This is a genomic window from Alteromonas sp. MTD1 (assembly GCF_042848195.1).
Classification (GTDB): Bacteria; Pseudomonadota; Gammaproteobacteria; order Enterobacterales; family Alteromonadaceae; genus Alteromonas.
The window spans coordinates 563,751-575,768 of record NZ_BTGG01000001.1; the positions used below are offsets into that span (position 1 = coordinate 563,751).

At 41.8% G+C, this 12,018-nt stretch carries 11 protein-coding genes and 1 tRNA gene; 5 read left to right on the plus strand and 7 right to left on the minus strand.

The genetic code is table 11. The features are described from left to right. Positions 1-239: 239 nt before the first annotated feature. Positions 240-1,283 (minus strand): DNA topoisomerase IB, encoded by a 1,044-nt coding sequence (locus tag ACGHAV_RS02400; RefSeq protein WP_390375905.1) that lies wholly within the window; start codon positions 1,281-1,283, stop codon positions 240-242. 395 nt (positions 1,284-1,678) lie between these two features. On the opposite strand from ACGHAV_RS02400, the gene ACGHAV_RS02405 reads away from it, so the two are divergent. Continuing rightward, positions 1,679-2,263 (plus strand): hypothetical protein, encoded by a 585-nt coding sequence (locus tag ACGHAV_RS02405; RefSeq protein WP_390375908.1) that lies wholly within the window; start codon positions 1,679-1,681, stop codon positions 2,261-2,263. Between the two features lie 237 nt (positions 2,264-2,500). Further along, positions 2,501-3,331 carry an HAD family hydrolase gene (locus ACGHAV_RS02410; RefSeq protein ID WP_390375911.1) on the plus strand — a complete coding sequence of 277 codons (831 nt, stop codon included), beginning with the start codon at positions 2,501-2,503 and terminating at the stop codon, positions 3,329-3,331. A gap of 86 nt (positions 3,332-3,417) precedes the next feature. On the opposite strand, the gene ACGHAV_RS02415 is transcribed toward ACGHAV_RS02410, so the two are convergent. Further along, the gene (locus tag ACGHAV_RS02415) at positions 3,418-4,134 is read right to left on the minus strand and encodes an SDR family NAD(P)-dependent oxidoreductase (protein WP_390375914.1); all 717 of its coding nucleotides are present in this window, start codon (positions 4,132-4,134) and stop codon (positions 3,418-3,420) included. Next, positions 4,127-4,672, minus strand: a complete 546-nt coding sequence (locus tag ACGHAV_RS02420) for a DUF2878 domain-containing protein (RefSeq protein ID WP_390375917.1) — start codon at positions 4,670-4,672, stop codon at positions 4,127-4,129. Before ACGHAV_RS02420 ends, ACGHAV_RS02415 begins: the two co-directional genes overlap by 8 nt. 181 nt (positions 4,673-4,853) lie before the next feature. Between ACGHAV_RS02420 and ACGHAV_RS02425 the strand changes: the two genes are divergently transcribed. The 3 genes from ACGHAV_RS02425 to ACGHAV_RS02435 all read left to right on the plus strand — a co-directional run bounded on the left by ACGHAV_RS02425 (position 4,854) and on the right by ACGHAV_RS02435 (position 8,460). Continuing rightward, complete coding sequence (locus ACGHAV_RS02425; RefSeq protein ID WP_390375920.1) at positions 4,854-6,485, plus strand: diacylglycerol kinase family protein; 1,632 nt, start codon at positions 4,854-4,856, stop codon at positions 6,483-6,485. 4 nt (positions 6,486-6,489) lie between these two features. Next, positions 6,490-7,836: an NADP-specific glutamate dehydrogenase gene (gdhA, locus tag ACGHAV_RS02430; RefSeq protein ID WP_390375923.1), complete on the plus strand. Its 1,347-nt coding sequence runs from the start codon at positions 6,490-6,492 to the stop codon at positions 7,834-7,836. Positions 7,837-8,004: 168 nt separating this feature from the next. Next, positions 8,005-8,460: a hemerythrin domain-containing protein gene (locus ACGHAV_RS02435; protein ID WP_390375926.1), complete on the plus strand. Its 456-nt coding sequence runs from the start codon at positions 8,005-8,007 to the stop codon at positions 8,458-8,460. Between the two features lie 97 nt (positions 8,461-8,557). On the opposite strand, the gene ACGHAV_RS02440 is transcribed toward ACGHAV_RS02435, so the two are convergent. The 4 genes from ACGHAV_RS02440 to secG all read right to left on the minus strand — a co-directional run bounded on the left by ACGHAV_RS02440 (position 8,558) and on the right by secG (position 12,014). Continuing rightward, positions 8,558-8,716 carry a YqaE/Pmp3 family membrane protein gene (locus tag ACGHAV_RS02440; protein ID WP_334014318.1) on the minus strand — a complete coding sequence of 53 codons (159 nt, stop codon included), beginning with the start codon at positions 8,714-8,716 and terminating at the stop codon, positions 8,558-8,560. A 209-nt stretch (positions 8,717-8,925) separates the two neighbouring features. Next, entirely contained in the window at positions 8,926-11,220 is a 2,295-nt protein-coding gene (locus ACGHAV_RS02445) for an EAL domain-containing protein (protein ID WP_390375929.1), read from the minus strand. Positions 11,221-11,502: 282 nt separating this feature from the next. Next, positions 11,503-11,588, minus strand: a tRNA-Leu gene (locus tag ACGHAV_RS02450). A gap of 18 nt (positions 11,589-11,606) precedes the next feature. Next, positions 11,607-12,014 (minus strand): preprotein translocase subunit SecG, encoded by a 408-nt coding sequence (gene secG / locus ACGHAV_RS02455; RefSeq protein WP_390375932.1) that lies wholly within the window; start codon positions 12,012-12,014, stop codon positions 11,607-11,609. Between the last annotated feature and the right edge of the window lie 4 nt (positions 12,015-12,018).

A 12,018-nucleotide genomic window follows, 5' to 3' on the forward strand; every position in this document is an offset into this window, starting at 1 on the left:
TTAAATTTTTTCAAGTGCAATTAATGTACAACTTAATTTCAACACTTGTTCATATGCAAAAAGTGGGATGATGGTTTCACAGAAAAAAACCTGCTAGAAAGTTAAATTAAAACAATAAATATCAGACACTTAAAATAAAAACCAAGAAACGTGAAACATAGTTAGATTCAACTTTTGAAGCAATTTTATTGCAAGTTAGCATCAACTAAATCATTTTCATTACAAATATATAAACAACTTCATTCAGCTGATATTACGCCCAATAAAAGCCTTTCAATGCGCTCATACGCTGTAAAATGACTAAGGTTTTCTTGCGCAAGTTCTGATACCTGCAAAATGAGACTTTCTGTGTTTTGTTTGTCTTTAAGAAGGGTAAAAAGATTAGGGTGAATATAATATTTCCGGCATACATTGGGCGTATTTCCCAATGCTTTGCTCACAGATTTACTTAGTGTACTTTCCCATTTTTTATTTGAAGCTTGAATTATCTCGTCATAAACACGTGGTAACATCATCAATGCATGGCGGCTAGCAGCCCATGTCCTGAAGTCTTTACAACTAAATGAATTCCCAAGATTTTCATGGATGAACTGATTTACATCGTCGCTTGTCACATCTTGCCATTTACCATCGTTATTTTGATAGCGGAACAAACAATACCCTGGCTTTTCCGATGACTCATTAACCAGTGCTGCTAGTGCTGGATCCTCTATCGTTAATTGGCGTTGCTTGCCATGCTTACCCACATAATGTAACGACACAGTATCATCATCGTTCTGTTTCAGATGTTTATGCCGCAGTGTAGTTAAACCAAACGTATTATTTACTTTACTGTACTGCGCGTTCCCTACTCGCGCACCAGTGTTATCAAGCAGCAAACACACTAAAGCGCATGCTTTTTCTTGTTGCCACCCGGCTTCTTCTACTAACGAAACACACCGCTGTCTGAAAGCTGAAATTTTATTTCCGAATTCGCAAAGCCTTTCAAATTTAAGCGCTTGTTGGTGTTCATGCCAACTAGGGTGGTAAATGTACTGTCGTCTCTCTTTTTCATCACAACCGATTACTTGAATACAGGCTTTTGGATCTTTGCTAATTAAGACAGACTCCCATTTTGGTGGGATAACTAATTGGTTTATGCGTTTTAAAGTACGTTTACCAGATACTTTTCTTCCACTGGCATAACGATAGTAGAAGCGCTTTTCACCTGTTCTGTGGCGCGTAATAGCAAGATGTTCGGCGCTATCATACTGTCTACACGCTAGCATTCCTTTTTCTGCCATTGCCACTTCTTATACACGGTTCTGAATTTATCTTTGCGTTAAAAAATTTGTTACTGACGCTTTGAATATATTGATCAAGAGCACGCCGTCTAATCAAAATGGTGTAACACTTTTTCATACTGCGTGTAAAAAAGTCACATTCTTAATCAGATTCATTGAAAGTGGGCTGTAATGACTTTTTTAAGGCATATTAAACGTCATATTTTTTGAATACCTTCCTACCTTAAAACCCTTTAATACTCTCAAAGAAAGCTTTAAATAACAGAGTAGTAAAACGCATCCCAAGCATCACTAGGCGTTCAAAAACATCATAAATTAATTACCCGGAATGAATATTGGATAAATAAATTCATGATTTTTTGAATTGATAAAGAACTTAAGAAATGGAGTGTGTTATGTCGAAAGCTGAACATAAAGTACAAAAGAAGGGATCAAACGAAAATACAAACAATCGCCGTGCGTCAATGATGGCAAGCGAATATCTTCAAGTTGCTGCGGTGTTCGACACAAGGGCAAATGCCCAAGACGCAATTGATGCTGTCAGCGAGCAAACCAATATTGCACTCTCTCAAGTTGAGTTGGTGGAATCAGGCGACCCAAAACTGAGCGAAAAACTTGAGAAAGGCACTGAAACCATCGGCAACAATTTGTGGACATCACACCTTGTATTAGGAAGCGTGGGTTTGTTCATAGGGCTAATTTGTGCGTTTCTACTTACACAGTATGGTCCAGCACTGACTCAACAAAACCCGATGTTTACCTATATTGCATTAATTAGCCCAGGTATTTTCATTGGTTTGTTTATAGCAGGTTTGTTGGGCTTACGCCCCGACCGAAATCAAATTGTGCAAACAGTGCGTCATGCTATACGCAATAAACAAGTAGCGCTCATTATAAGCCTTAAACAGCCGCAATCAGTTGCAGAGCTTGAGACCGTACTGCGCCCACACGCAAGTGACGTTGTAGAAGCCATTAAATAACGCAGCTTTTTTCTGTGAAAATATGAATGGATATCGTTTCATTAAGGTTCATCGGGAGAGTATATCGAAGCTGACTAGGTTAATAGTAGATGACTCCTCCACGCCAACCTATTAACGCAATCCATACTGGTATGACATTAGTGAGATGAAGTAAACAAAAAGGCAATAATTGCGTATTATGCTCTATTGCCTTCTTTTTTAACGATGCATTATCAGGCTCTTCTCTACGGATTTACTATGGATTTAATTTTTTTCGATTTAGACGGTACCCTTCTCAACAAATCATCAGTAATCTCGACCTATACCAAAGACACGTTAGGTTTACTTGCCGAGCGAGACATCGCTTTCACTGTTGCAACCGGCAGAACGATGCACTCAGCGCAGCATGTTTTAAAAGGCACCGAGTTTGTTCTTCCACACATTTATAATAATGGTGTGGCCATTTGGGACCCATCAGATAAGGCATTGACACTAGAGAACCTGTTGGCACCTAGCGAGGTTAACACCATTGTGCAATGTGCTAACGAAAACCGTATCACACCATTCGTAAACACCGTAAATATTAACAGTGAGTCCAACGACCACGTGATTTATCACGCTATCCCGCAGCATCAGGTTGAACGTGACTTAATTGATAAGTACTTTTCTCGTACTGATGCCACACTTGCTCCTATTGAGCAGCTACCTGCCCACGCCCACATAACAAACATTAGCATGATTGGTGATGCGCCGTTGGTTTACGAAATGTATCAGTACTTAAATAACCATGATGAGCTAATTGCGTATTCTGGTCCCGCTATAGAGGGAGACCAATACCGTTGGATGGATGTTCATCACCAGTTGGCCAATAAAGGTAGTGCGGTTGAGATACTTAAAAACAAGCTAGGGGCCAGTAACGTAATATGTTTCGGCGACAGTGATAATGACATTAGTATGTTCGAGCTTGCTGACGAAGCCTATGCGCCTTCAAATGCAAAGCAAATGATTAAGGATGCGGCAACCTCGATTATTGGCCATCATAATGAAGACGGCATTGCACGTTTTTTAAGAGAACGTTTTTCGCTTTAGCCGCACGTTAAAGCGTTAAATTTCACCTTCGAAGCGCGCAGTTCTTGCTACGCGCAACTCTCGCTACGAGCAATTATTGGTAACTATCACCACGCAACCGTTTCTCTATCTTTTATAAACGCGCCGTGCGGACCACCTTTTGCAGACGTTGCTAGCCACACAATGCTATCAGCACCCTCTTCAGGCGTTCTGGGAGCATCGGCACCACCCATCCGTGTATGAACCCATCCGGGGGTGACACTGTTTACCGTAACGTCAAACTCGTCATCGTCGGCTTTGTCAGCTTTTGCCTTATCAACTACTGCCGCCATTTTTACCGTAAGTGCATTTAACGCGGCTTTCGAAATGGCATAGCTTAACGGCCCCTGTAGTGACTGATCGAAACTTCCATAACTAGAGCTCACATTTACAATTCGACCAAATCCTCGCTCGATCATTTTAGGCAACGTGTGCTGTATGAGTGTCAATGGCGCGTTCACATTTACCTGCATGCTTTTTGACAACCCCTCAGACGATACTTCATCCCATGGCGTATCATCGAGAACGCCCGCATTGTTTATTAAAATATCGATATGCCCATAAACAGCCTGTGCCTGAACAATGGCGTCGGTTATGGCATTCTCGTTATTGAGCGGCATTTCAATCACATGTACATCTGCGCCTGGAATTTCAGCTTTCGCTTTTTCCCCACTTTCTTCATCACGACACCCCATCAGTACTTTGTATCCTGCTGTAGCCATCGACTTCACTACTTCAAAACCTATGCCACGGTTTCCACCAGTAACTAATACAGTTTTAGTCATATGTACTTTCTCCTTGAATGTTGGGTGTAAGCTGCGTCTTCAATAACTTGGACGAGATATAAAAACACAGAGGAAAAACCACGCTCCAAACAGCAGCGATAATTGCATAAGACACTATGTAAGATGCACCTAGTTCTACTGCGTCAAATCGTTCGCCCGCTAAGTAGCTTAAAGGGGCAAATATTGCGCCACCAACAGCGCACAACGCGTATCTGCCCTTAAACGCTTCCATACTATGATGAACCGTTCCCGAAAAAGCTACCCAAAGTAGAGAAAGCCAAATTGGAATCGGCCAAAAGTGAATAAGCGCATTTTGTTCAGTGAAATTGAAAAGCCCACCATAGGTGAGTAAGCCATCCACGACAGTTCCTATCACTAACATGATGGACATAAGTTTGATGTCGGCGGCTCTTTGCGGAGATAAAACTAACCAAACGCTAATGAGGGCAACGACGGGTAATATTGCATTGTTTTGAAAAAGAATGATCAACCACCAAATTGTTTGAAACCAAACAAAATTGCCAACCTTTAACCACATAAGCGCTTCCACATTTTAGCTTTAATACTTAGCCTTTACGCGCAGCGTCAAAGGTAAGTTCATTATGTAAGTTTACAATAGGTAATGGATTCAATTGCACGATAGTTCACTTGTAAAGTAAACGAAAACCATTCTCGCGTAGTAAGAATAGTACTCTCGCAAACAAAGGATATGTTTCTATATGAAGATGGTGAAGTTTTATGTAGCGGGCGCAATAGCTGCACTGTTTGCAACGTACTTTGCGCCCTACACTCTTTTAAAGCTGCTGCTTGGATGGACTGCGTTTTCGCTGATTGCTGTAAGTAGTGCTTACTTATTAAATTTCCCAAGCCTTTTTCGCAAGCGTCAGGATGGCTCTATCCCAATTTATATTCGTTGGGTCTTTGTGCCCTTTTTGTTTGGCTCATGGCTTTACAATGAATACGCCAGACGCACTGATAAAGTACCACCACTTCAACAAATTGAACCTCACCTGTTTCTAGCTTGCCGCATGTCTAACAAGCATGTTGATCTGCTCAATGAAAACAAAATTGGGGCAATACTGGATGTCACTGCTGAATTCGATGGCTTAGACTGGACCGCGTTCCAAGAAGACTACCGTTATCTCAACATTCCTGTTCTTGACCACACCAGCCCTACCCAAGACCAATTGATGCAGGGTATTAACTTCATCCAACAGCAGGTTGACGAACGAAAAAGTGTTGTAGTGCACTGTGCATTAGGTAGAGGCAGGTCGGTGCTTGTTGTTGCCGCTTACTTGTTAGCAAAGAATCCTTCGTTGAGCGTAAAAGAAGCCTTAAGCCAGATTAACGATATCCGACAAACTGCTCGATTAAATAAACGTCAGTTGGCATCGCTTCAAAAAATACGCGACGGTGGCCTTCTAAACCTGAAACGACGCCTTGCTCTTATTGTTAATCCCGTAGCTGGCGGTGGCAAATGGGAACAGAACAAAGACGACATATTATCTCGGCTGAATGAAAAGTTTAGTGTGTCAGTTAAAGAAACCACACCAGACATAACAGCAACTGAACTGACTCGTGAAGCCAAACGCAATGGTGCAGACATTGTAGTAGCGTGCGGCGGTGATGGCACCCTTACAGAAGTGGCAAGCGAACTTATTGATAGCGAAATCACAATGGGCATTATCCCTTTAGGTACTGCAAATGCGCTAAGCCAGGTTCTACATGGCTATATGAGTAAAGTCATGCCGATAAGCACAGCATGTGATGTGATAATAGCCGGCAATACATTGGCTATCGATACCGCAAAATGCAATGACCACGTCATGCTCCTTGTCGCTGCAGTCGGTTTTGAAGAGAAAATGATCTCTGCCGCCGACAGAGAAGCAAAAAATATTGGCGGCCAGTTCGCCTATATCAAAGGGCTTTTGCAAGCGATTTCTAATAATGAAGACATGTCATTCACTATTACGCTTGATGAAAACGAAGCGCAGTCAATGACTACACCTAGCCTTGTAGTGGCAAATGCAGCGCCGCTAACTACTGCACTGGCACAAGGTTCAGCGCCACCAGATGTGACCGATGGAAAGCTTGACTTAACATGGCTTAACCCGCAGGCGTCATCAGATAGACAGTTGTTGTCATTGGCTGAACTTGTATTAAGCCCCAACGACGCGAAACAACATTCAAATGCAATAAAGCATGCTCAAGCACGAAGCATTAGGCTTGCGTTCGATTCACCTACCCTTTATGCGGTAGATGGGGAAATATTTAAAGACAGTAAAATCGAAATTACAACGTACCCTAGAAGCCTAATAGTGCTAACCAACGTTGAAGAGAAGGATAATTAATTCAATGCCATACGAAAGCAATTTTGATGAAATTTATAACTTTGTCGCCCAGAAATTTGAGGGTGAGAACGAATATCTTCAAGCAGTAAGAGAAGTACTACACGATATTATTCCCATCTATAACGCAAACGAAAGCTATAAACGTGATGACATAGTTAGGCGGTTGTGTTTTCCAGAGCGCGTTATTTACTTTACGGTGTCTTGGATGAATAGCAGCGGAGACATTGAAGTCAATCAGGGGTGGCGTGTTCAACACAACTCAGCAATGGGACCCTATAAAGGCGGCTTGCGTTTCCACCCAACGGTTAATTTATCGGTATTAAAGTTTCTTGCCTTCGAGCAGTGTTTCAAAAATGCACTTACGGGGCTACCCATGGGTGGCGGTAAAGGCGGTGCAGATTTCAACCCTAAAGGCCGAAGTGATAGAGATATAATGCTTTTCTGCCAAGCGTTTATGCGTGAATTACAGCGCCATATTGGCGCAAACACGGACGTACCGGCAGGTGATATAAACGTGGGAGCAAGAGAGATAGGCTACTTGTACGGTGAGTATCGACGACTTAACAACAAGTTTGAGGGTGTACTGACAGGAAAAGGGCTTGAATTTGGCGGTAGTTATGTGCGCACGGAAGCCACTGGTTTCGGGCTTATCTACTTCTTAGACGCAGTATGTAAACAGCACAACACTGACATTGAAGGGAAGAACATTGTTGTCTCGGGTGCAGGGAATGTAGCGCTTCATGCTGCACTTAAAGCAACGCAAAAAGGTGCGAAGGTAATTAGCCTGTCGAACAGTCGCGGCACTCTTTACAAGCAAGATGGGTTTGACGAGCCAGCCATAAAATTTGCTATTGCTGAGCACGCAAAAAGCAACAACATTCTTACCGATCTTGCTGATAAAGGCATTGGTGACTGGAAAAAAGGCAAAACGCCATGGCATTTAACTTGCGACATTGCATTACCTTGTGCAACTCAGAATGAACTAGATAGAGACGATGCATTAACGCTAGTGAATAACGGCTGTAATATGGTATTGGAAGGTGCGAACATGCCGTGTACCGATGAAGCTCAAGACGTGTTTAAAGACAAAGAACTAGTGTATGTTCCAGGCAAGGCGTCAAACGCAGGTGGCGTTGCACTTTCTGGTTTAGAAATGTCACAAAATGCCATGTTTAGCCAACGCAACGCAGATACACTAGACGAACAATTGCAAAGTATCATGCTAAGTATTCATGAGCGCTGTGTAGAGGAAGGGAAAGATACTGCTAACAATTACATTGATTATATGAAAGGCGCTAACATAGCGGCTTTCAGGCGTTTGGCTGATGCTATCGTTGCCCAAGGCGTGTAAAAAGCAATGTATATTCTCCAATCGTTATGTAAGTTTTTCTAAAGTCGAATTTGCTACCCTGGTGGCAATTTTAAAATAGTAATAAAAATCAAGCAGTAAGTGTTGTTCGCATGTTGGAACGTATATCGCATTACTAAGGTAGAGTTAAAATTACCTGAGGAATGTATTATGAATATTTTCGAAGCACTACGTAAAGACCATGAGAAACAACGTCTACTTTTAAAGATATTAGCTGAAACAAGCGGCGATACTGCTGCTCGTCGCGAATACTATCAAGAGTTAAAACTGCAGTTAGAAGGTCATGCACTGGCTGAAGAGCGACACTTTTATGCTCACCTTCTAGAAAAAGATGCAACGATAGATTTAACGCGCCACGGCATTGCTGAGCACCATGAAATTGATGAGCTATTGGCAAAACTAGATGACACTGAGATGAGTTCTCCTGCTTGGCTACGTCATCTTAAAAACTTACAAGATAAGGTTGAGCATCATTTGGCAGACGAAGAACACGAGTTTTTCCAAGTGGCAGGTCGCGTGCTTAATGATAAGCAAAAAACCACATTGGCTGATGATTACGTAAATGAGATGGGACAGGAAATGTCAACAGCTACTGCAACGGCATAATGTGCCAATGCAGCCTCTCTTCAAATCATAAAAATGCCAGCGTTAAGCTGGCTTTTTTATGATTAAACGCTAAAAGTCACTGCATTTACAGTGCTTATTAACGCTTAGCAATGATGTACACTGCGTGAATTACGCCTGGAAAGTAACCTAATATGGTTAGTAAAATGTTTATCCAAAACTGTGCGCCAATCCCTACTTGCAAAAACACACCCAGTGGCGGCAGTAAAATTGATAGTAATATGCGGATGATATCCATAATCTTTTCCTTATTTTGTTATTTTTTATTGGCGAGAGACATTTAAACAACGCTGTTAAAACCACGTTCATTTAACCCATGTAGAACTAAGCACATTCAGTGCCAACGTTATTAAGTAAAGTCAAGGTTTCAAAACGAGTACTTCACGCCTAATTACACGTCTTATTACACGTTAATAAGAACTCACTACTAAGAGCTCAGCTTTTTTACTATTCACCAAAAGGCGAATTACGCAGCCATGTTTCTAAGTCAGCCACTTTAAGCGGCCTACTTATATAGTAGCCTTGCGCCACATCGCAGCCCCACCCTTTAAGGATATCAAGAGATGTTTCGTCCTCTACCCCTTCAGCAACAACTTTCAAATTAAAGATACTGGCTAGGCTTAACACCGTATGCACAATTTGCTGGTCGTTTTCATCTGACGCTAACGACAGTATGAAACTTTTATCAATTTTTATGGTTTTGACAGGTAAGTTTTTCAAATACGCTAACGATGAATAGCCTGTTCCGAAATCATCGATAGCAAAATGGAAACCGCGTGCAGTAAGCTCGGTTAAATTTTCAATAGCCAGACTTGCGTCTGCCACCAAGTCGCTCTCGGTAATTTCTAATTCGAGCGCTTCAGGAGACAACCCTTTTTCAGTTAAAAGCGTAACCAAATTGCTCAGCAATACTTTGTTTTGAATATCTTGAGTAGACAAGTTCATTGCAACCGTAAAGTTGAAACCTTTATTTCTAAAGTACGCAAGATCGGTAATGGTTTGTTGCATAACCCATGTTGTCACTTGCTCAATTAACCCTGCTTGCTCAGCAATAGTAATAAACTCGTCAGGAGGTACGAATCCAAGCTCAGAGTTATTCCAACGAATAAGCGCTTCCATACTGCTTACTTTCATTGTTCTAAGATCTACTTTTGGCTGGTAAACCATAGAGAGTTCGTCTTGCTGACTTGCCAAAGCACGTTTTAATTCTGTGGTTATTGAAAGGCGCCTGTTATACCTATCCTCAAGCTCAGTTCTGTAGTTCACACACCATGCGCCAGTGTGTATGGCCTCATCGGTAACTATGTTTATTTTTCTAAACAACTCTTCGGAATTACTCGCATCAATGGGACAATTCACCACCGCCATCGTAATTTTAACCGGAATGGCTATTAAATTACTTTCCACGGGTTGTTCAAGTATGTGACGTAATGTATTTAACTGATCTTCTTGTAGCGGCTCATGAGAAATGTAGAGAATTTCACCGCCTGCAAGGCGCGCAGATGTGCCGGGCCATCGCTGTAAGCGTTGTGCAAGCGCTTTTAAGGTATTATCACCATTTTGGTAACCATACAGGTCGTTTATAGTCCTAAAACCCAACACTGTAATCGCTATTACTTGAACAGTATTGCTCGATGCCATTTGAGAAGAAAAATAGTCTTCTACGTAATTGCGATTGTACAAACCCGTTAGCACATCATGCTGAGCTTGATAGCGTATGTGCTTCTCACGGCTTTTTATACTCTCCTGCATGCTGTCGACAGCATTCGCTAATTCAGTGATCTCTTTTAGCTTCGACGGCTTGTCTAGGGTTGCACCATATTTTCCAGATGCCACTCTGTTAACCGCAGCGACTAGATTTGAAACAGGCTGACTTACGTTTCTTGCCAGTAGCATAGACAAACCCAGTGCAATGAGCATTGCAATGAGTGCAAAGGCTAGAATTGTAATCTGTATGCTGGTAAACGCATCAAAGGATACGGTTGTGTCAACCGCTAAGGTTATATCTACGGGTAAATGAATGTCAGAAGAGATATTTGCATTGCGTTTAAAGTAAGTAAGCTCGTCGCCAAACGTAACATCTAACCATGAAGGGTCTTCCTCTTTATCGAGAAGGTAACTTGCGACCGCTGCGTCTAACGTTGTAATTATAATGTTGTTAGTTTTAGGTTGAGAAACAATGATATCAGCGTCAATTAACGTCTTTAGTTCGTTTAGCAGTGTTTTATCGAACTCAACTCCGATCAGCATATAGTAACGAAGTGTTGGTATTTCAACGCGGTATAAATTGAGTTGAACCAGCTTGTCGTTTACCACAAAGAAGCCGCTGTCTTTGCCCTTCGCTACCAGCGCCACACTGCTTTGAAGTTGCTGTCCAGCTTCAAAAATATCGGAGTGAGACACAACTACCGTGTGGTCCAAGTTCACAAGCGCAATAATATCGGTATTTAATCTACTGGCGTAACTAGTAAGCGCAGCTTCTATTGAAGGCAGGTCTTGGGTGCCTACCGCTCGTCTGAAGTCAAAGGAGCGAGATAAAACATTTGATACACTTTTTATAACTTCTTGGCGATCTTCCACCACTTTATCGAATACTTTCTCGGCCAAGGCTATATCTTGGTCGATATTTTCAACAACAAACGAATTCGCAGATTTCCAAACGGCGCCTATTATAAGCAGCGATGCGATAACAATACCCAGAATAAGGGTTTGAAATAAGCTTTGGCTAAGCGTTTTTTGCACTACAGTGTCTCTTGTTTGGTGTAGCTCGATAGAGGGAAAGAGCATTCGTTAATAATCAGGATAGCTGATTCTTTGAAAATCGAACAGTAGTAACGTCCTGTATTTTCTAAAATTAAACGCTTTGTTACAAATTGCAATTAAGGGAAAAATATTATCTAGAATGGCTAGTGACAGAATTTAATCAGACAACGTATTTTATTCTGTAAGACAAAGGTTGTTTTGAATGAAAACTCATTGAGTAGAAAAGAAAAAACCCGTTACATTAGTAACGGGTTTTTAATTTGGTGCGGAAAGCGGGACTTGAACCCGCACGAGCTATGCTCACCACCCCCTCAAGATGGCGTGTCTACCAATTCCACCACTTCCGCGAATATTAAACGCATTCCTTAATCAGGAATATTCTCGTCTTGAGCCTTTGGTACGTCTGAAGACTCAACTGCAGGAACATCTGACCCTGCAGCACCTTCAATTACAGGCACGTCTTGGTCTGCTGGAACCTCTACTGGCGTTTCTACCGCAGCAGGCACTTCCAGATTATTCCACTCGTCTTCAGCGCTTTCACGATTTGCAGTCATTGCACCAAGCGTAAGGCTGATAAAGAAAAATAAGCCAGCTAGAATGCCAGTTGTACGCGTCATGAAATTTCCTGACCCAGTTGAACCAAACACTGTGTTTGAACCACCAGAGCCAAATGAAGCGCCCATATCTGCGCCTTTACCTTGTTGAATTAAAACAAATCCAATCAATAAAAGCGCAACCACTAAGTATGCTACCAATAGCACTTCGTAAACCATAAAT

Bases quoted from the DNA above. Each gene is read 5' to 3' on its own strand.
- ACGHAV_RS02415 (WP_390375914.1), bottom strand. From the start codon at position 4,134: ATGACTAAAACTGTATTAGTTACTGGTGGAAACCGTGGCATAGGTTTT.
- ACGHAV_RS02400 (WP_390375905.1), bottom strand. From the start codon at position 1,283: ATGGCAGAAAAAGGAATGCTAGCGTGTAGACAGTATGATAGCGCCGAA.
- ACGHAV_RS02425 (WP_390375920.1), top strand. From the start codon at position 4,854: ATGAAGATGGTGAAGTTTTATGTAGCGGGCGCAATAGCTGCACTGTTT.
- ACGHAV_RS02420 (WP_390375917.1), bottom strand. From the start codon at position 4,672: ATGTGGTTAAAGGTTGGCAATTTTGTTTGGTTTCAAACAATTTGGTGG.
- secG (WP_390375932.1), bottom strand. From the start codon at position 12,014: ATGGTTTACGAAGTGCTATTGGTAGCATACTTAGTGGTTGCGCTTTTA.
- ACGHAV_RS02435 (WP_390375926.1), top strand. From the start codon at position 8,005: ATGAATATTTTCGAAGCACTACGTAAAGACCATGAGAAACAACGTCTA.
- ACGHAV_RS02405 (WP_390375908.1), top strand. From the start codon at position 1,679: ATGTCGAAAGCTGAACATAAAGTACAAAAGAAGGGATCAAACGAAAAT.
- ACGHAV_RS02410 (WP_390375911.1), top strand. From the start codon at position 2,501: ATGGATTTAATTTTTTTCGATTTAGACGGTACCCTTCTCAACAAATCA.
- ACGHAV_RS02440 (WP_334014318.1), bottom strand. From the start codon at position 8,716: ATGGATATCATCCGCATATTACTATCAATTTTACTGCCGCCACTGGGT.
- gdhA (WP_390375923.1), top strand. From the start codon at position 6,490: ATGCCATACGAAAGCAATTTTGATGAAATTTATAACTTTGTCGCCCAG.